At 38.0% G+C, this 21,354-nt stretch carries 17 protein-coding genes; 16 read left to right on the top strand and 1 reads right to left on the bottom strand.

Going from position 1 to position 21,354, the window contains the following annotated elements; translation table 11 throughout:
• The first annotated feature begins 55 nt into the window (after nt 1–55).
• From MHH95_RS01855 to MHH95_RS01810, 10 genes are all read left to right on the top strand, one after another.
• Nucleotides 56–949 (top strand): carbohydrate ABC transporter permease, encoded by an 894-nt coding sequence (locus tag MHH95_RS01855; RefSeq protein ID WP_340726221.1) that lies wholly within the window; start codon nt 56–58, stop codon nt 947–949.
• 13 nt (nt 950–962) lie between these two features.
• Nucleotides 963–1,787, top strand: a complete 825-nt coding sequence (locus MHH95_RS01850; protein WP_340726220.1) for a carbohydrate ABC transporter permease — start codon at nt 963–965, stop codon at nt 1,785–1,787.
• Nucleotides 1,788–1,797: 10 nt separating this feature from the next.
• Nucleotides 1,798–2,829: a serine hydrolase domain-containing protein gene (locus MHH95_RS01845; protein WP_340726219.1), complete on the top strand. Its 1,032-nt coding sequence runs from the start codon at nt 1,798–1,800 to the stop codon at nt 2,827–2,829.
• A 13-nt stretch (nt 2,830–2,842) separates the two neighbouring features.
• Entirely contained in the window at nt 2,843–3,817 is a 975-nt protein-coding gene (locus MHH95_RS01840; RefSeq protein WP_340726218.1) for an N-acetylglucosamine kinase, read from the top strand.
• The gene (murQ, locus tag MHH95_RS01835; RefSeq protein ID WP_340726217.1) at nt 3,814–4,719 is read left to right on the top strand and encodes an N-acetylmuramic acid 6-phosphate etherase; all 906 of its coding nucleotides are present in this window, start codon (nt 3,814–3,816) and stop codon (nt 4,717–4,719) included. Before MHH95_RS01840 ends, murQ begins: the two co-directional genes overlap by 4 nt.
• Nucleotides 4,720–4,879: 160 nt before the next feature.
• Nucleotides 4,880–6,022, top strand: a complete 1,143-nt coding sequence (locus MHH95_RS01830) for an acyl-CoA dehydrogenase family protein (RefSeq protein WP_340726216.1) — start codon at nt 4,880–4,882, stop codon at nt 6,020–6,022.
• A 21-nt stretch (nt 6,023–6,043) separates the two neighbouring features.
• Nucleotides 6,044–7,225 carry an acetyl-CoA C-acetyltransferase gene (locus tag MHH95_RS01825; RefSeq protein WP_340726215.1) on the top strand — a complete coding sequence of 394 codons (1,182 nt, stop codon included), beginning with the start codon at nt 6,044–6,046 and terminating at the stop codon, nt 7,223–7,225.
• 443 nt (nt 7,226–7,668) lie between these two features.
• A complete protein-coding gene (locus MHH95_RS01820) occupies nt 7,669–8,901 on the top strand; it encodes a DEAD/DEAH box helicase (protein ID WP_340726214.1) in 1,233 nt (410 codons plus the stop codon).
• 6 nt (nt 8,902–8,907) lie between these two features.
• Entirely contained in the window at nt 8,908–10,137 is a 1,230-nt protein-coding gene (locus MHH95_RS01815) for an aminopeptidase (RefSeq protein WP_340727288.1), read from the top strand.
• A 21-nt stretch (nt 10,138–10,158) separates the two neighbouring features.
• Entirely contained in the window at nt 10,159–11,025 is an 867-nt protein-coding gene (locus MHH95_RS01810; RefSeq protein ID WP_340726213.1) for a GDSL-type esterase/lipase family protein, read from the top strand.
• Between the two features lie 52 nt (nt 11,026–11,077).
• On the opposite strand, the gene MHH95_RS01805 is transcribed toward MHH95_RS01810, so the two are convergent.
• Nucleotides 11,078–12,718 carry a glutathione ABC transporter substrate-binding protein gene (locus MHH95_RS01805; RefSeq protein WP_191700984.1) on the bottom strand — a complete coding sequence of 547 codons (1,641 nt, stop codon included), beginning with the start codon at nt 12,716–12,718 and terminating at the stop codon, nt 11,078–11,080.
• A 436-nt stretch (nt 12,719–13,154) separates the two neighbouring features.
• Between MHH95_RS01805 and nikC the strand changes: the two genes are divergently transcribed.
• From nikC to MHH95_RS01775, 6 genes are all read left to right on the top strand, one after another.
• Nucleotides 13,155–14,015 (top strand): nickel transporter permease, encoded by an 861-nt coding sequence (gene nikC, locus MHH95_RS01800; protein ID WP_340727286.1) that lies wholly within the window; start codon nt 13,155–13,157, stop codon nt 14,013–14,015.
• Between the two features lie 15 nt (nt 14,016–14,030).
• On the top strand, nt 14,031–14,984 hold the full coding sequence (locus MHH95_RS01795; protein WP_191700985.1) for an ABC transporter permease: 954 nt from the start codon (nt 14,031–14,033) through the stop codon (nt 14,982–14,984).
• A 22-nt stretch (nt 14,985–15,006) separates the two neighbouring features.
• On the top strand, nt 15,007–16,044 hold the full coding sequence (locus MHH95_RS01790) for an ABC transporter ATP-binding protein (RefSeq protein WP_340726212.1): 1,038 nt from the start codon (nt 15,007–15,009) through the stop codon (nt 16,042–16,044).
• Entirely contained in the window at nt 16,016–17,029 is a 1,014-nt protein-coding gene (locus tag MHH95_RS01785; RefSeq protein ID WP_191700986.1) for an ABC transporter ATP-binding protein, read from the top strand. The genes MHH95_RS01790 and MHH95_RS01785 overlap by 29 nt, the downstream gene beginning before the upstream one ends.
• Nucleotides 17,030–17,130: 101 nt before the next feature.
• Entirely contained in the window at nt 17,131–18,294 is a 1,164-nt protein-coding gene (locus MHH95_RS01780) for an exonuclease SbcCD subunit D (RefSeq protein WP_340726211.1), read from the top strand.
• 2 nt (nt 18,295–18,296) lie between these two features.
• Nucleotides 18,297–21,350, top strand: a complete 3,054-nt coding sequence (locus MHH95_RS01775; RefSeq protein ID WP_340726210.1) for an SMC family ATPase — start codon at nt 18,297–18,299, stop codon at nt 21,348–21,350.
• Nucleotides 21,351–21,354 lie beyond the last annotated feature (4 nt).

Genomic DNA, 21,354 nt, shown 5'->3' with positions numbered 1-21,354 from the left:
TTGCTAAAAACTTTTTAGCAACCTTATTTAATCAATAGAGGAAGGAGTAACGACAATGACCTTTTCTTCCAAAAGCAAATATTTGTTTTTAGCATTTTGTTTACTGCCGACTTTTCTGCTCTTTTTAATTTTTACTGTTTATCCTATGTTAGGTGGTTTGTATTATTCATTTTTTGATTGGTCCGGAACAAGTGCAAATAAAACATTTATCGGCTTAGATAATTATATTCGTCTATGGAACGACTCCATTATTAAAAAGGCGATAATAAATGACTTTTTCTTCGTATTTGTAAAAGTCATTGGGATCATGACACTTGCTCTATTTTTTGCGGTGGCATTAACACAGTTAAAAATAAAAGAAGCGCCATTTTACCGGATTGTATTTTTCTTTCCTAATATTATGTCTGTAGTAGTTATCGGGATTTTATGGCAGTTTATTTATGATCCAAACATGGGAATTGTAAACAGCTTATTAAATCAAGTCGGATTGACAGAATGGGCCCGCCCTTGGTTAGGAGATAAAACGTGGGTACTTCCTAGTATTGCTATTCCTGCAATTTGGGCAGGGATTGGATTATTTATGCTACTTATTATGGGAGGTATTTCAAATGTGCCGAAAAGTTTATATGAAGCGGCAGATATTGATGGTGCATCCGAATGGCAACAATTTTGGCATATTACGGTCCCACTCGTTTGGCCACAAATAAAAACATCCATCCTTTATATCATTATTACATCTCTTAACGGTTCGTTTGTCCTTGTGCAAGTAATGACAGGTGGTGGCCCGGGAAGCGCTTCAGAAGTAATGGGTTCATATTTATACCAGCGTGCTTTTGAAGATTTCCAATTTGGCTATGGTGCAGCGATTGGTGTTCTAATCTTGGTCGTGTCGCTCATTACCGTTCTCGTGTCTCAATTTATTTTGAAAAAAGAAAAAGTCGAATATTAACGGGGGAATTTAGATGAAAGTAGTTTCACAAATTTTAGTACGTATCCCGTTAATCCTATGGGCGTTTATTGTGATATTCCCATTAATATGGATGTTTATGGGTGCGTTTAAATCGAATGCAGAAATATTCACGTCACCTTGGTCAATACCGACTGATTTTAGTTTTACAAATTTTGAGCGTGCATGGAACGACTATAATATTGGCCGTGCATTTTTAAACAGTTTTTTTGTAACAGTGCTTGGCTCGTTTTTAACACTCATTTTATCCATCCCTACGGCTTATGCGCTAGAACGTATTCGTTCAAAATTTGGTGAAGTGCTGATTAATGTTTATTTAGCTTCAATGATGATTCCATCCGTTTTAGGTTGGATCCCTCTATTTTTCTTATTAATGAAGTTTAATTTACTAGATAATTTGTGGGCGTTATCTCTTGTTTATGCCATTTCACATGTTCCGTTTACGATCTTCATTCTCGTTGGATTCATAGGAAATATTCCTAAAGAGCTGGAAGAAGCAGCAGTCGTTGATGGTATGAGTCCATATGGAATTCTATTTAAAATTGTGACACCGCTTATAAAGTCTGGAATCATGACAGTTACAATCTTGAATGCCATTTCATATTGGAATGAATTTTTCATGGCGTTAATTTTACTGCAAACAGAAAGTAAAAATACGTTAGGTGTTGCGATGAACTTACTGAAAATAGACGCGCAATACGATAGTGCATGGGGTGTGTTATTTGCAGGTCTATGTATTGCTGTTATTCCGGTAATCATTTTCTATTCGATTTTCCAACGCCATATCGTAAAAGGTATGACAGAAGGTGCAATCAAATAGGAGGGGAATCATGTCTTTTTCACGAGTAGAAGAGTTTATTGAAACAGCAATCCATAACAAAGAACTGCCTGGTGCGGTATTGGCTGTGGCAAATGCAAAAGATGTCCTTTACTGTAAAGCATTTGGTATGGCACATACGGAACCCCAAATTTCAATGACGGAACAGACGATTTTTGATTGTGCTTCATTAACAAAAGTAACAGCAACGGCAAGCTCGATTTTATTATTGCTTGAGCAGGGTTTTATTGATTTAGATGATTCCATTAGCTACTACTTTCCGGGGCTTAAATTGATGCATGAAGAAGTTAAGATTCGTCATTTATTAACACATACTAGTGGATTTCAGGCTGAAATTAAGTTTTATAAAGAAGGGATAGCTTATGCTGATGTCATTGAACGGATAGCGCAGGAAACAGGACGGAAAAAAGTTGAACAACAGGTGATTTATAGTGATGTAAACTATATTTTATTAGGAAAACTAATAGAACAGGTTACCGGAATTTCATTAGCAGAATATGCCGATAAAAATATTTTTCAGCCGCTTCGTATGCACAATACCGTATTTAATCCGTCTGTCCAGTTAAAGGGGAAAATTGCTGCTACTGAATATCGTACCTATTTAAAGAAACATCAGTGGGGTGAAGTGCATGATGAAAATGCACTGTATTTTGGCGGAGTAAGTGGGCACGCTGGGTTATTTTCAACTGCAGAAGACTTGGCAAAGTTTGCTCAATCGTTTATGGAAAGTACCCATTCAGTTTTTCACGAGCATACCAAACAATTAGCAAAGCAAAATTTCACTAATAAGCTTGAAGAACAGCGTGGATTAGGGTGGCAATTGTATTCTTCACCTTCATTTTCCGGCCAATATTTAAGAGAAGGTTTTGGGCATACAGGTTTTACGGGCACTTCGCTTTGGATATCGGATGAGAAGCAAATAGCAATTATTTTGTTAACAAATCGCGTTCATTTTGGACGTAGTTGTGAAATACAACGGTTTCGACGGATCGTGCATAACTTAGTTGCACTTGAAAATGAATAGATAAGGTGAGCATATGTCAGAAAAATTATGGATTGGTATAGATGGTGGCGGCACGAAAACAACCGCTGTAATTGGTGACGAAAGTGGACATTTACTTGCAGTTGTCAAAGGAAGTTCCGGCAATTTAACAGCGATTTCAACAGAGCAGTTGTACACACTGATAAATGAATTAATCAATCAGTTGTTAATAAAGACGGGGGCCGCATTTACAGATGTAGAAATGGTATATGCTGCAATGGCAGGAGCAGATCGACAAGCTGAACAACAGAAAATATATGATGCTTTTAAGCAATCAACAGTTCTGGAAAAGCTTAAAATCCAGAGTGATATCCATGCCGCCTTAGCAGCGGGAACTTGGGGCAGAGAAGGTACTTTACTTATTGCCGGGACCGGAGCTATTATATTCGGTTATGAGCAGCAAAAAACTTTTCGTGTTGGTGGCTGGGGCTATTTATTGGGTGACGAAGGAAGTGGCTATCATTTAGGGAAGCTTGCCATTCGTTCCGTATTAAAAGCGCATGATGACAAAGTGCCTTTGAAACCTTTTCAAGAAAAGATATTGACCCATTTTAATGTACTGTCTCCTGACCAGCTCATTACAAAAATTTATGGCAGCTCGAATCCCATAACAGCTATTTCTTCTGTGAGCATGATTGTGCTAGATGCTTTTGAAGAAGAGTTATCAAAATTTATCGTTAGTGCCGTACAAGAAGCTTTACTGGAACTTATTGAAAGTGCCTATTCACGAATTGATCGGACAAAGCCGGTTGTATTTCACGGCGGATTATTTTCGAATAATACATTTTATGAAGCGTTTACCTTACGTTTTTCATCGCGATTCCCGGATTTGATTGCTTTAAAGCCAACAATTTCGGGGACAGTAGGAGCTTACTTATTAGCATTACATGAAAGTAAAGTTGAAGTAAGTGATCCAGTTAAACAAACGATTCAACAAACATGGCGTCTATTGGAAGGTGAGATAACATGAATTACGATCAATTAACGACTGAAAAACGAAATAATGAAACAATGAATTTGGATGTAATGCCTATCTCGAACCTACTTCAAATCATGAATAAAGAAGATATGCAGGTTGTGAAAAGTGTCGAACAAGTTTTACCTACCATAGAGAAAGTAATTAAAAGAGTGGTTGAAAACATAAATAATGGAGGTCGCCTTTTTTATATCGGAGCGGGAACTAGTGGTCGTTTAGGAATGCTTGATGCATCTGAATGTCCTCCTACTTTTATGACCGATCCGGAGCTAGTACAAACGATAATGGCAGGCGGAAAGGATGCATTTTTTCAGGCAGTTGAAAATGCTGAAGATAGTTTGGAAGATGGAAGACACAGATTAAAGGAAAAAAACGTAACGCAGTTCGATTCTATTATAGGTATTACAGCAAGTGGTACGACACCATTTGTAATTGGTGCTTTAAAGTATGCGCAATCTGCTGGTGCCTACACGGTAAGTTTGACGAGCAATATTAATTCTGAAGTAAGCCGCTATGCGGAAGAAGCGATTGAAGTCGTCGTAGGGCCAGAAATATTAACAGGGTCAACACGATTAAAAGCAGCTACATCACATAAAATGATTTTAAATATGATCAGTACGGCATCGATGGTTCAATTAGGCAAAGTGTACGAAAACTTAATGGTCGATGTACATGCAAGCAATAATAAATTAATAGAGCGGGCTAAAAGAATTGTCATCGATGCAACGGACTGCAAATATAAGGAAGCAGAAGAGGTACTTGTAAAAACAAAATTTGCTGTTAAGCCGGCAATTGTCATGCTAAAAACAAATGAAAATTATGAACGAGTAAAACATGCGTTAGAACAAGTAAATGGCCATACAAGGAAAGCTATTTTACTTTTAAACAATAGTTAATATCGAGAGTTGTCATGAGTAATTCTGGCAACTCTTTTTGTTTTTTACTAGAATTTCTGTATAGTGCAATAATATTTCTTATAAAACCATTGTTTCCATTTTTTGTGCCTGTTAAAATTGAAGTGTACTAATATTCAGAAAAAACAAAGGGGGCGGGGAAATGGGCATTTATACAGAAGAGCATGAGATGTTTAGAAAAGCTTTACGCAAAATGCTGGATAAAGAGGCGTATCCTTATTTTGAACAATGGGAAAAGGATCGGGATATTCCACGTGAGTTTTGGCTGAAGCTTGGGGAGAATGGCTTTTTATGTCCAATGGTGAGTGAAGAGTATGGGGGACTTGCACTGGATTTTGGCTATTCTGCTATATTAACGGAGGAACTTGAGCGTGTTGGCGCAGGGTTAGCAAGCGGGATTTCACTTCATTCCGATATTGTGACACCTTATATTGAAGCATACGGGACAACTGCACAAAAGGAAAAATGGCTTCCTAAAAGCATTACAGGCGAGTACATTTCAGCTATTGCTATGACGGAACCGGGTGCAGGCTCTGATCTTGCAGGCATTCAAACGACAGCGAAAAAAGATGGCGAGTTTTATATTTTAAATGGTGAAAAAACGTTTATTACGAATGGCATTCATGCTGATTATGTTGTTGTCGTTTGTAAAACAGATCCGCAGGCAAGTCCGGCATATAAAGGGGTTAGTCTGCTTATTGTAGAGAATGGTACACCTGGTTTCAAGCGCGGAAAAAAACTCGATAAAATCGGGATGCACAGTGCAGATACGGGAGAGCTAATTTTTGAAGATGTACATGTACCGGTAGAAAACTTATTAGGGGATGAAAACCGGGGCTTCTATTATTTAATGGAAAAACTGCAGCAGGAACGATTAATTGTAGCTATTGAAACTCAAATAGAAGCTGAATGTTGTTTACAGCTAACTGTAGATTATGTAAAAGAACGTAAAGCATTCGGGAGTCGTATTGCAGATTTCCAAAACACACAATTTAAATTAGCGGAAATGGCGACGGAAATTGAGCTTGGACGTACATATGTCGATAGTTTAATCGAAAAACATATTGCTGGTAAAGATATTGTGAAGGAAGTATCCATGGCAAAGTGGTGGATTAGTGAAATGGCTAAACGCGTCGTAGCTGATTGCCTACAGTTACATGGAGGATATGGCTATATGGAAGAATATGAAATTGCGAGACGTTACCGAGATATTCCCGTAGCGGCGATTTATGCTGGTACGACGGAAATTATGAAAGGGATTATCGCAAAGCAAATATTAAAATAGATAGACTAAGGGGATGGAATCATGAAAAACGTATATATCGTAGACGGTGCACGTACAGCATTTACAGCATTCGGAGGTTCATTTGCAACAACAGATGCAGTACAGCTTGGTACAAAAACTGCAGTGGAGGCGTTAAAGCGGGCAAACGTACAGCCTGAGCAAGTCGATCATGTCATTTACGGTGGTGTAATTACAACAGGTGCCAACTCGGCATATTTAGCCCGTCATATCGGTCTTTATGCAGGTGTCCCAAAGGAAGTGCCGGCATTAACGTTAAACCGTCTTTGTGGATCGGGTATGCAATCGGTTGTATCGGCTGCTCAGATGATTCAGCTAGGTGAAGGGGATGTTGTACTCGCTGGGGGAGCGGAAAATATGTCCCAATCGCCATATTCAAATTTCGAACAACGCTTTAGTGGTTCGAAACTAGGTAACCTGGAGTTTACAGATATGCTTCAAGCGACATTAACTGACCAGTATACAGGCTCAGGGATGGGCTTGACGGCAGAAAAACTTGCTGAACAATATACGATTTCCCGCGAGGAGCAAGATGCATTCGCACTTCTATCAAATGAACGTGCTGCAAAAGCGCGTCAGGACGGTACCTTTGCAAAAGAGATCGTGCCAGTTGCTGTAGCTACGAGAAAAGGCGAGATTTTAATAGATCAGGATGAACATATTAAAGAAGGCGGCACGTTGGAAAGCTTGGCTAAATTACGCCCGGCATTCAAAAAGGAAGGGTCCGTAACTGCTGCTAACGCTTCCGGTATTAATGACGGGGCAGCAACATTAGTTGTCGCAAGTGAAGATTTTGTAAATGAACAAGGATTAAAACCGTTAGCCCGCATTGTATCATGGGGAATAGCGGGTGTTGACCCGACGATTATGGGAATCGGCCCAGCTCCGGCAATTCGTCAAGCATTGGAGCGTGCGAATTTAACAATTGAAGACATGGATTTAGTTGAAATTAATGAAGCATTTGCAGCCCAATATATCGCAGTGGAAAAGGAACTTGGACTTGACCGTGAGAAAACGAATGTAAATGGTGGTGCAATTGCACTCGGCCACCCAGTTGGTGCAAGTGGAACAAGAATCATCTTATCCGCTGCATACGAACTGCAACGACGCAATGGGAAGTATGCTGTTGCCAGTCTTTGTATCGGTGGCGGACAAGGAATTGCTTTAATTATCGAAAGAGTATAGAAACTAGGCATGCTAGGAGGAAGTTTCTGGCATGCTTTTTGTTGTGGGCGTTTTTATTAGAACAACAATTTCACATATTAGAAAAAGGTATGGGTGGTATTAGAATATCAAAAAATGATTTTAGAACAAGGCAAACCTTTTTTAGCACAATGAAAGGATATATTAGAAAGTCGTAACTTTATTAGAACAAATAAAAATATATTAGACGATATCAAATTATATTAGAAATCCTTGCAACTTTTTCGCCTCAACTTTCTAAAGGAAAGCATACTGAAATAGATTTTTTCATTTGCACTCTACTGCGAAAAATTCAAAACGATTTTAATTTGACACAAACCTTCCTTTTTTTGCTGTAAACCACCGAATCACACCTCGCCAAATTTTACGCATTAATTGCGGAATATGTTACACTAAAGCCAACGAATAAAAGGTGGTAAAACAATATGTCAGCAATCAGTTTATTAAACGAAGATCTTCAAAATAAATGGTCTTTTGAAACGACAATGAAAATTCAGGATGAAATGATTCCAGCGATGGTTGAAGGGAAAGATATCGTAGCAGAATCCCCGACCGGCTCAGGAAAAACATTAGCCTACACATTACCAATTCTAAATAAAGTAGACGGTAAAAAGAAACAAACCCAAGCATTAATCGTAGCACCGTCACAAGAGCTTGCAATGCAAATTGTTGAAGTGATCCGTGATTGGACAGCTGGAACGGATATTACTGTGCAGCAACTAATCGGTGGTGCGAACTCGGCACGCCAAATTGAAAAATTAAAGAAAAAGCCAACGATTGTTGTCGGGACACCAGGTCGCTTAAATGAATTGGCTCGCCAAGGGAAACTAAAGCTTAGAGAAATAGAAACAATTGTTTTGGATGAATGTGATCAGTTACTAAGTCGCGAATACCGAGTAGTTGTAAAATCATTTATTGAAAATGCCGCATTCGGTCGTCAAGTTGTTGTAGTATCTGCAACGATTACAGAAGAAATAAAGCTTGTAGCAGAACGTTTAATGTTCGAGCCAATCAGTATTGAGATTAAGCCAGAAGATATGGTGAAGTTCGGTAAAGTTGTTCACTCCTTTGTAAAAGTAGAGGAACGAGATAAAACAGAGATGCTTCGTCGACTTGCTAATATTGAAGGATTGCGCGGTTTGGCATTCGTCAATAATATTGACCAAGTACTTATGAAACAAAACAAGTTGGAATACCGCGATGCACCAATCGTAGCACTTCATTCAGATATGAAAAAAGACGAGCGTAAAAAAGCGTTGGATGCTTTCAGAAAAGGTGAAGCACGTATTTTAATTGCGACAGATATTGCAGCACGAGGTTTAGATATTTCGGGTTTAACACATGTTATTCATGTCGATGTTCCTCGTACAATTGAGCAGTATACGCATCGTTCTGGCCGTACAGGTCGTGCAGGTGCAGACGGAGAAGTATTAACATTATTATCTTATAAAGATGAAAAGACTTTCAAAAAATGGTTGCGTGATCTTTCATTAAAAGGTGTTCAAAAAGTTTGGACTCAAGGACAGCTTATGGAGGGAAATGCTAAAACAGTTTCGTCAAAAACGGCGCCTCCAGTAAAGAAAGCAACAGAGAAAAAGCCTTATCAACCAAAGACAAATAAAAAAGGCATGACTTTCAGTAAGAAAAAGGAGAAATAATAATTGATGACATTCCAAGAGAAGTTAGAGCAATATGCAGATTTAGCTGTTCGTATCGGAGTAAATGTTCAAAAAGGGCAATACTTATTAATTAATACATCAACAGATACGTTGGATTTCACACGAATTGTAGTGAAAAAAGCATATGAGGCAGGCGCAAGTCGTGTTCATGTAAATTTAACTGATGCAAGCTTTGAACGTGCCTATTATGAAAATGTTACTGTAGAAGAAACAGCCAATTTTCCAAAATGGGTCGTTGCACAACGCGAAGAATTAATCGAGAGTAAAGGCGCACTTCTTTGGATTGATGCGGAAGATCCTGATTTACTGGCAGGCATTGATTCCGAGAAAATAGGTGCTCAGCAGAAGGCAGCAGGTGCAGCGCTTGTAAATTATCGTAAAGCGGTAATGAATGATGATATCGCATGGTCAATTATTGCAGTCCCTTCTCCAAAATGGGCGGCTAAAGTCTTCCCTGATTTAGCTGAGCAAGAACAAGTACCGGCATTATGGGATGCAATTTTTAAAACTGTGCGTATCGGTGAAGGTGATGCGGTTGAAAACTGGAAAAATCATATTGAAACTTTACATGCACGTGCAGCTCAGCTTAATGCTAAGAAATATGCAAAATTACACTACGTGGCACCAGGTACAGACTTAACAATTGAATTACCTGAAAAGCATTTATGGAAAAGCGGTAGTAGTCAATCTCCGAGCTGTACAACATTTATTGCGAATATGCCGACAGAAGAAGTATTTACATTACCTGCAAAGTATGGTGTAGATGGATACGTATCAAATACAAAACCACTTGTATATAAAGGAAATATTATTGATGAATTTAAGCTTACTTTTGAAAAAGGAAAAATTGTGAGTGCTGAGGCAAAAGTGGGTGAGAAATTACTGCAGCAGCTTATCGCTTCAGATGAGGGTTCTACTTATTTAGGGGAAGTCGCATTAGTACCGCATGAATCACCAATTTCAGCATCTAATATTTTATATTACAACACATTATTTGATGAAAATGCATCTAATCATTTAGCGATTGGTGAAGCATATCCAACTTGTTACGAAGGTGGCAAGGAGCTAGAAAAAGGCCAGCTAGAATCGTTAGGCATTAATACATCGATTACACATGAAGATTTTATGATCGGAAGCGCTGAAATGGACATAGACGGTATTTTAGCGGATGGCTCAAAAGAACCGATCTTCAGAAAAGGAAACTGGGCATTCTAATTATAGAAGTGGGGTGAGTAAATGCGGAAAATAATACTTAGCATTATTTTTTGTGTCGTCTTATTTCCAACTGCAACATTAGCCGATGAACGGGAAGTGTATATAGCGCTTGGAGATTCATTAGCAGCAGGACAAACGCCATATAATGAGATTGATGCGGGCTATACGGATTTTAGTGCTTTACAGCTCATGCGCAATGGAAAACTTGCTCATTTTTCAAAAGAGCTTACTTTTCCGGGTTATCGTGTTCAAAATGTCATTGAAACAGTTCAATCTGATAAAGCAAAACAGTTACTAAGTGAGGCAACTTTGATTACTATTTCTGCGGGGGCCAATAATTTACTCCCTCTTATAGAGCATAATCCGGAACAAGGGACAATTGCCTTTTCCCAGCTCAGTGCGGACTTTGCATTAAATGAAGTGCGGATTCAAATGAAGGAACTCCTTTCTTTAACTAAAGAAAAAGCACCGAATGCAGAAATTTATGTATTAGGTTATTATTTTCCTTATGTGAGCCTTCATGAGGAGCAAAAACATGGTGCAGAAAAAGCAGTAAAGTTATTAAATAAAATATTAAAGCAGGAGACCGAGCAGGCGGGGCATGTTTTTGTTGATGTGTTTGATGATTTTAATTTAGGGCAAGCGGATTATTTACCAAGCATTCAAGATATTCATCCGAACCAGCTTGGCTATCGTATTATGGCTAATGAAATGCTAAAGAAATATAGTGGAAATAATATTCTTTCGTTACCTATAGACGCATTGCCTGCGCCAAATCCAAAAACATTTGAAGAAATGTTGCAGATGCAGGAAAATGAATTAGCTGTACAGGAAGAGCAATTTATTGCCCAGCATCATCCGGATAAACCAAAACCTATATATGTATAAATAAAAAGCATTCCAACAAGAAAATCTTGTAAGAATGCTTTTTTAGTATCAATTACTCGCTAATTTTAACTTCACGTAATTGATAGATACTGTCTGTACCTACGTTGAAGCCAGAAACTTTATCCGATACACCTGTTAAAGTATATGGGTGTAATACGAATGCCATTGGCGATTCGTCAGAAATTAATTGTAATGCTTCTTTATAAATTGCTTCACGTGCAGCTGGGTCTGCTTCGCGACGACCTTTTTCTAATAACTCATCCACTTTATCGCTTGAGTAGAATGAACGGTTACCTGGGTCACCATGTTGTGAAGAGTGGAATAATGCATATAGACCGTAATCCGCATCACCAGTAGGGTTAGACCAGCCTAAAATGAACATGTCATGCTCACCAGCAGCTGTTTTTTCCAAGTATGAACCGAATTCCATTACTTCGATTTCAGCTTGAATGTTTAATTGCTTCAAGTTTTCTTGTAAAACAATTGCAACTTGTTGACGAGCAGGGTTATCATTCGTCCAAATTGTCGTTTTAAAGCCGTCCGCATAGCCTGCTTCTTCAAGTAATGCTTTAGCTTCGTCCATGTTATAAGCCATAGAAGTCACATCTTCTGTGTATCCGAAAATACCAGGAGCTAAAGGTGAAATCGCAGGAATACCATAGCCTTCATAAATACCTTCAATTAAAGTCGGGCGATCAATTGCTTTAGAAATTGCTTGACGTACTTTTGGATCGTTGAAAGGTTCTTTTTCAGTATTGAAACCAAGGTATGTTAAAGATGAAGAAGCTGTTTCCAATACAGAAGCGCCATCAAAACTATTAACATTTGCTACTTGACCAGGCTCAACTGCACCAATAATGTGTGCATAACCTGATTGTATTTCCGCAACACGAGTAGCACTTTCTGGTACTACTTTAAATGTTACAGAATCAATGTGTACTGGAGTGCCAGCGTATTCTGCGAACTTAACTAATTTAATTTCAGTACCAGGAGTCCAGCTCTCAAATTTGAATGGACCAGTACCAACCGGGTTTGTTCCGATTACAGAACCAGCTTTAACTGATGAATCAGCTTCCATTGCAGCGTAATCTTCTTCAATCGATTTAGGTGAAATAATACTACCACCATTATGCGTTAAGTGGGCAAGTAATGGTGAGAATGGGTATTCAGTTATAAATTGAACAGTAGATTCATCTACTACTTTTACTTCTGTTACCATTTCGAATAAGAAAGCACGTGGAGATCCAACTTCAGGATCTAATAAACGATCGAATGAAGCTTTTACAGCTTCTGCGTTAAATGCTTCACCGTCATGGAAAGTAACACCTTGCTTAAGCTTAAATTCCCAAGTTAAATCGTCAACTTGATTCCAAGAATCTGCTAAACCAGGAACTAATTCCCCGTTTGCGTCACGATTTACTAAAGTTTCGTAAAGGTTTGATTGTACGTTAGATGATGGTACGTCATTTGAACCATGTGGATCTAATGAACTCGCATCTGATAACTCAGCGATAATTAAGTCACCGCCAGCCGCAGCTTCATCTGTAGTACCAGAGTCTGTATTTGTTTCAGTTCCAGTGTCCTCGCTTTTTGATGTATCTTCTGAATCATCTCCACCAGCACATGCAGCTAACACAAGAGCAAGTGTAAATGTAAGAAGTAGCATCCAAAGCGACTTTTTAGAAAATGACATGTTGGAAGTCCCCCCATTTAATGTTATTTTAGAATATTACAAAAATGTAATTTCTTTAAATAGAATAGCACATATGAGTACAAAGCATCAATATCCAAAAAAGATAAAAAATAGTTAAAGTAGAAAATCAGGACATGATATAGTATTTTATAATAATTATTAATTATTCGGTAAATTGTTATAGTGCTTATGGCTGTAAGAGTAAGTCATAATTTGCATTAAAATAGTATACTATGTTAGTATAATCAAATTATTAAAAAATATAAAAATAATAAAATATTCAGAATTTTAATAAAACATTATTATGTTGAAATGTATACTTTTTACTCTATATACTATTATTTATACTAACTATTTAGAATTTATAGAAGGAATTAAAAATTTGAAAGGATGATTTATATTGAGTACGGTACAAACAGAGAAAAATCCTTCTACAATGAAAAAAAGTAATCCACGTTCGGAAGCTTTTAAAACGTTTATGAAGCGTTTATTAAAAAACAAAGCAGCTGTTGTTGGTGGAATAGTAATTCTTTTTATCATTTTAGTAGGGATATTCGGTCCATTTTTAGTTAAGACCGATCCGAATGCACAAAATATTTTAAACAAACTTCAGCCACCTTCAAAGGAACATTGGTTTGGTACAGATAACTTCGGTCGTGATATTTTCTCACGTATTGTTAATGGAACAAAGCTAACATTAACAGTTGGATTTTTATCAGTATTTATTGGAGGTGTAATTGGGGTAGTATTAGGGATTGTATCCGGATATTATGGCGGTGCAATTGATACGATAACTATGCGTCTTATGGATATCCTGTTGGCGTTTCCTGGTATATTACTAGCTTTAGCAATCGTTTCTGTATTAGGCGGTAGCTTAATAAACGTTATTATTGCGGTCGGTATATTCTCCATACCCGCATTCGCACGTATCGTACGTGGTTCAACGTTACAAGTAAAAAACCTCGAATATATTGATGCAGTAAGAGCACTCGGGGCATCGGATATACGAATTATCTTTAGACATATTTTACCGAATATTATGTCACCAATTATCGTTCAAGCAACTATGCGTATTGCAACGGCAATTTTAACAGCCTCCGGTTTAGCATTTTTAGGTTTAGGCGCTCAGCCGCCAGCAGCGGAATGGGGAGCGATGTTGAGTGATGGCCGTACGTATATGCATAATGCAGGACATATGGTTTTAATTCCTGGCATGATGATTGTTGTCGTAGTATTGGCATTTAATATTTTTGGTGACGGGTTACGTGATGCACTTGATCCAAAGATGAAACAATAGGAGGTGGAACAGTAAATGACTAAATATATTATCCGTCGTTTATTACAAACGATTCCCGTATTGTTAGGGGTTTCTATTTTAGTATTCTCATTGATGTTCCTAATTCCTGGTGATCCTGCTCAAGTAATGGCAGGGGAAGGTGCATCTGAACAAACGGTAGAAAATATACGTGAAAAATTAGGGTTAAATGACCCTGCATATGTACAGTATGGTCGATTTTTAGGGAATGCACTGCAAGGCGATTTAGGTAATTCAATTCGTAGTGGTCGCCCTGTAATGGATGAAATACAGGCGAGATTTTGGATTACGGTGGAAGTAGCTGTTTATGCAACAATAGTCGCTGTGTTTTTAGGTTTAATTGCAGGTATTATTTCTGCTGTACGTCACTATACATTAACTGACGTTTCAATTATGCTTATTGCGTTATTTGGTTTATCAATGCCAAATTTCTGGTTAGGATTATTGTTAATTCAATGGTTTGCATTGGGTAATTTACCATTTGGATGGGATTTACCGGAAATTCTGAAAATGAGACCATCCGGATGGGGTGACTCATGGCGACAAATTATTCTACCGGTTATTACACTCGGTACAGGTGGCGCCGCAATTATTGCACGTATGACTCGTTCATCAATGCTTGAAGTTATTGGACAAGATTATATTCGTACTGCTCGTGCAAAAGGGGTATCCGAACGAATCGTGATTTACCGTCATGCACTTAAAAATGCACTTATTCCAGTCGTAACAATTATTGGATTAGAGTTTGGTGGATTCCTAGGTGGAGCAGTGTTAACAGAAACAATTTTCGCTATTAATGGTATGGGCCGTTTAACAATAGATGCAATTAGGCAAAGGGATTTCCCAATCGTTCAAGGGACTGTACTCGTAATTTCACTTTTATTCGTAATAGTAAACCTGCTAGTGGATATTTCATATAAATTCTTGAACAAACGAATTGACTTAAACTAATAAACGAAAAGAGGTGTGGCATATGAATGAAATGGAAAGTATTTTAGTTGTAAATAATCTACAAACATCATTTGGTACGGACGCTGGAGAAGTCCGTGCAGTTGATGGTGTAAGCTTTACTGTTCCAAAAGGAAAAACTATTGGGATTGTAGGGGAATCCGGTTCCGGGAAAAGTATTACATCTCTTTCGATTTTACGATTACTAGCATCAAATGGTAAAACAAAGGGCGGTGAAGTACTTTTCAAAGGTAAAGACTTACTGAAACTGTCGGAAAAAGAAATGCGTGAAATTCGAGGAAATCAGATTTCGATGATTTTCCAAGAGCCTATGACATCGTTAAATCCAGTTTATACAGTGGGACAACAAATTAGTGAAACAATCAAAATCCATAAAAAGCTAGGTAATAAAGAAGCGATGGCCCAGTCGGTGGAAATGTTGAAACTGGTTGGTATACCATCACCTGAAAAGCGTGTAAAGCAATATCCACACGAACTATCAGGCGGGATGCGTCAGCGTGTAATGATTGCGATGGCATTAGCATGCGATCCGGAAATTTTAATTGCGGATGAGCCAACAACAGCGCTCGATGTAACAATTCAAGCGCAAATTTTAGAGCTAATTAAAGATTTACAAAATCGCTTAGGAATGTCTGTAATTATGATTACCCATGATTTAGGGGTAGTGGCCGAGACATGTGATTATGTTGCGGTAATGTACGCTGGGCAAGTAGTGGAATATTCAGATGTTCGCACACTATTTAAAAATCCTAAGCATCCATATACATTAGGTTTACTAAATTCATTACCACGTCATGATGTGGACCAGGAAAAACTAATTCCGATAAAAGGAATGGTACCGAGCCCACATGAAATGCCGGTCGGTTGTCGTTTTGCTCCTCGTTGTCCAGCGGCGACAGAGCTTTGCCATAAAAAACAGCCGGAGTTGTTGAACACCGGGGCAGACAATTCGGAGCAAATCCGTTGCTGGATATACTCAGAAGAGTGGGATGGAGAATCGGAGGTGACGCTATATGGCGAAAAAAGAACTGTTAAAGGTTGAGGGATTAAAGCAATATTTCCCAATTAAAGGTGGTTTTTTAGGCCGTACCGTCAACCACGTAAAGGCAGTAGATGATATTTCATTTACGATTTATGAAGGGGAAACTGTAAGTATCGTAGGGGAATCTGGTTGCGGTAAATCTACAACAGGTAGAGCAATTTTACGTTTGGAAGAGCCGACAGATGGGTCTGTTGTATTCCAAGGGACAGATATAACAAAAATCCCTAAAGGTGAAATGCGTAAATTCCGTAAGGATTTACAAATCATTTTCCAAGATCCATACGCTTCAATTAATCCACGTCAAACGGTTGCAAGCGTCTTAAATGAAGCGATGCATATTCAGAATGTATTACCGCCGGACCAGCGCCGTGCACGGATTGAACAACTTCTTGAAACGGTTGGATTACGTCCATATCAAGCAGACCGATATCCCCACGAATTCTCTGGGGGGCAACGTCAGCGTATCGGTATTGCCCGTGCATTATCAGTTGACCCAAAGCTTATTATTTGTGATGAAGCGGTATCTGCACTTGACGTTTCAATTCAAGCACAAGTATTGAACTTATTAGAGGAATTACAGGATGAATATGGATTAACATACTTATTCATCTCTCATGACTTAGGGGTAGTACGTCATATTTCTGACCGTATTATCGTAATGTACTTAGGGAAAATTGTTGAGATTGCAGATAAAAACAGTTTGTTTGAAAATCCTCAACATCCATATACGAAAGCGCTTTTATCGGCAATTCCTGTACCAGATCCGGATGCAGTGAAAAGTCGAATCGTATTGAAAGGTGATGTACCGTCACCAATTGATCCGCCACAAGGTTGCCGCTTCCATACACGCTGTCCATTTGCGACAGATAAATGCCGTACGGAAGAGCCAGTTTTACGTACATCTGCCATTATGAAAGATACACATGAAGCTGCGTGTCACTATATGGAAGAAATTTCAGCTGGAAAAATGACAGCAAATTATTAATAATAAGTATAACCACACTGTACGAATATTCGTTCGTATAGTGTGGTTTTTTTAATTTTAGTCATGTACACTTATAGTAAATAAAATAGGAGGCGTTATTCATGAAGATATTTCATACAGCAGATTGGCATTTAGGAAAGCTCGTACAAGGTGTATCAATGACGGAAGATCAGCAATATGTAATCGAACAGTTCATCGAGGAAATAAGAACAGAAAAGCCAGACGTAGTCATTATAGCGGGAGATTTATATGACCGATCAGTACCACCTACTGATGCAATTCAGCTTTTAAATAAAACTTTTAAACAAATATTAATCGATGAAAAAACACCGATTGTCGCAATTGCTGGAAATCATGATAGCGCTACACGTTTAAACTTTGGTAGTGATTTAATGAAGGCAAGTGGATTGCATATTGTCGGTCATCTTGAAAATTACTTTGAACCGGTTATTATGCATGATGAGTATGGGGAAGTGCATTTTTATTTAGTTCCCTTTGCAGAGCCTTCAATTGTACGAAATATTTTTGGTGATGAATCGATTACGACCCATGAAGGGGCAATGGCACGGATTATTGAAGAAATTAAGTTAACAGTTGATCCGGAAAAACGCAATATTATTGTTGGACATGCCTTTGTTACAAAAGATGGGATGCCCGAACAAAATACAAGCGATTCAGAACGTAAATTGACGATAGGTGGTACAGAGTGCATTGACTCAGCATTGTTTGAACCATTTTGCTATACAGCGCTGGGACATTTACATCAGGCGCATTTTGTGGCAAATGAAAAAATACAGTATGCAGGATCACCACTAAAATACTCCGAATCTGAAGTAACACATAAAAAAGGTTTTTTAATAGTTGACCTGAAAGAAGATGGCTCCGTAGCTGTGGAAAAAAAGTTGCTGACGCCGATTCGGGATATGCGCATTGTTTCAGGACTACTTGATGATATTTTACAACATGATAAAAATGATGATTACGTTTTCGTAAAGTTGCAGGATGAAAGTTTTGTTAAAGGGGCCGCTGAACTTGTTCGTACTGTTTATCCGAATGCTTTGCATATTGAAAGAACGGTCGTTTATGAAAAGCTTGAGCAGCAGGCGGATACTTTAAACCGTGTACAAATGAATGATTCGGAATTGTTTGAGCTGTTTTACACAGAAATGACTGGTAAGCATCTAAGTGAGGAAACTAAAGCAATTTATACAGACATTCTTCAGCAACTGATCGATAATGAACGAGAATTACAGGAGGTGCTGTAACGATGAAGCCTATTAAATTATCGATGACAGCATTTGGACCATATCAAACAAAGGAAGTTATCGACTTTACGAAACTTCATGAGCATGGAATATTTGTCGTTTCAGGGGCTACTGGTGCGGGAAAAACGACTATTTTTGATGCGATAACATTTGCCCTTTATGATTCAGGCAGTGGGGAAGACCGTGAAAAGTCTCTTTTTTTACGTAGTGATTTTGCCGATGAGACGATTGATACTGAAGTTGAGCTTGAATTTGAAGTGCGCGGACGTTTATATCGGATTTGGCGAAAATTTGGTCATAATGGGACGAGTGCGAAACGGGAGTTTTTTGAAATTACGGGTGGCGTAGAAGTTCCGGCTGTAGAAAAGTTTCAAGTAAAGCTAATTCAAGCGAAAATAGAAGAGCTGATTGGCTTAACCCAATCTCAATTCAATCAGATTGTGATGCTCCCACAAGGAGAATTTCAGAAACTATTGACATCCGAATCGAAACATAAAGAAGAAATCTTCCGTAAAATATTCAAAACAGAACGATTTACAAAAATGGTCGAGCTTTTGCGTGAGAAAAAAAAGTCTGCCGAAAAGCTATATGATCAATCAATTATGCAGCAAGACAATACCATTCATGAAATTCTATCGCGCCTACCTAATAGAGAATCAGAGCTATTTTCAGCGGTAAATCAAGATGTGATAAATCTATATCAAGTAAAGCAAGCCTTATTATTGGAACAGCAATATTATGAAGAACATTGCAGAACATTAAAAACGGAATATGAGAAATCCAAATTACAATTACAGCAATTAAATGAAACGTATAGTGAACAAAAGCTATTAAATGAGCGTATTGAAAAATACTTATTAAGAAAAACAAAACTTGCAGAGCTCCTGCAGCAGGAACAAACTATGGAAAACGAGAAACAACGTCTTGAGCTTGCAAAAAAAGCAACACATATCGAACCTATAGAGCGTGAACATGAGAAAGTAAAGCTTCAGCTTGAAAAAGCAGAAGTAGCATTACAACGTGCAAAAAAGGATTTTGAACAGGTAAAGTTGCAGCTTCAAAATGCATTGAAATATTATGAAGAACAAAAGCAACATGAACCTTTATTGGATGAGTATTCAAAAACTATTTCACAGTTAGAACAGCTATTACCGATTTATCAATCGATAGATGACCAGCGGAAATCCGTTTTAAAAATAGAGGAAAATCAAAATAACGCAAAACAATTATTTGAAAAGCTTCTAAAAGAAGATATTGCATTAAAAGAACAGCATCAGGAGCAGCGTACAATTATAAATGACCTGGAACAAAAAGTGGCTTCGTACCAGGAAACGTTTGAAGCACATGCAATGATGACTAAGAAAATTGAGCTTGCGAAAGAAACTTTAAAGCTCCAATCTAACGTAGCGGCATTAACGAAAACACTGGCTGAAAAACAACAAATTGCAAATCATTCCCAGGATAAATTAAAGAAGCTGGAACAACAGATACGCAGTAATCATGCTGCATTTCTCGCTACATCTCTTCAACATGGGGAAGCGTGTCCTGTATGCGGAAGCACAGAGCATCCAGCGATCCATAGCAGTGAAGCAATGGATGTCGACGATAATGAATTGACCGTATTACGCCGTGAAAGTGACAATGCACTGCAGAACTTTTATCAAATAAGTTCGAAATTGGAGGTAGAACAAGCGGCATTAAATGAAAAACAGTTGATACTTCAACAGCTGGAAATTGACCCTTCATCTCTTGACGAATACGAGCAGCAACTATCTATATTGACGAATCAATTATCGATGCAAAAACAGCAACAAGCGCAATTAGTAATAGAAAAGAAAAAGTTGGAACAGCTATTGGAAAACAAAGAAGTGCTTCAAGGTCGGATTGAAAAAGGGCAGCAATATGTATCGGAAATTGATCAACAATATGCACAAGAGAAGGGAAAGCTTGAGCAAAGTGAAAAGTCTTTACTGCCGCAATTTTCTACGGTTCAACAAGTTACAGAAGCATTGACAAGCCTCCAGCAAAAGTATCATCATTTGAAAAATACAATACAAAAAGCGTTGGAAGCATTGCAAAATATCCAATTAGAAGAAAAGTCTTGTGAAGTTAATTATCAACATGCAATGAATAATTTAACTGACAAACAACAGGAAAATAAAATAACGCAAGCTTCATTTGAGTCTGTACTCATACAAGAAGGCTTCCATTTAGAAGCATATAAGCAAGCACTGCTTCCATTGCATGTTCAACAGCAAATTCAGGAAACTTTAGATAACTATAAGCAAAGTTTTCATACTTTAACAGTGCAAATTGCAGAAGAACATCAAATGCTAGAAGGAAAAGAATTGGTGGACTTAAAAGCTTTTGAGCAACAAATTACGCTTCTTACAGAGCAAGTAGAAGCACAATATTCAGAAATGAAGTTAGTTCATTCTTACACATTGCAGTGTGGGAAAACTTTAGAAAAGCTTGAAAAGTCAGCTCGACAAATAGAAGATTATAAAGAAAAATTAATGCAAGTTGAACATGTTTATGATTTAATTCGTGGACAGAATGAAGCGAAAATTTCTTTTGAGCGATTCGCGCAAATAGGTTATTTAGAAAAAGTAACACATGCTGCAAACGAGAGACTTCGAGTTTTATCAAATGGTCAATACTTTTTAAAGTCAACGGGTCGCAAGGAAGGAAATGCTCAAAGCGGGTTAAGTATTGATGTATATGATAGTAATACAGGGCAAACACGCGATGTAAAAACATTGTCCGGCGGTGAGAAGTTCAATGCATCACTTTCATTAGCTTTAGGAATGGCGGATGTTATCCAAAGTGTTCAAGGTAGTGTGCATATCGATACAATGTTCATCGATGAAGGCTTTGGTACATTGGATGAAGAGGCATTGCGCCGCGCTATCGATATTTTAATCGACCTACAGCAGACAGGACGCTTAATCGGTGTCATTTCACATGTCGCCGAACTTAAAGCAGCTATGCCGGTCATTTTACAAGTACAAAAGTTAAAAGAAGGCTATAGTAAAACGGAAATTATTATTAAATAAAAGT

Origin of the sequence: Solibacillus sp. FSL K6-4121, from assembly GCF_038002585.1 — a bacterium.
Lineage (GTDB): Bacteria > Bacillota > Bacilli > Bacillales_A > Planococcaceae > Solibacillus > Solibacillus faecavium.
This window is presented reverse-complemented; position numbering and strand designations above follow the sequence as displayed.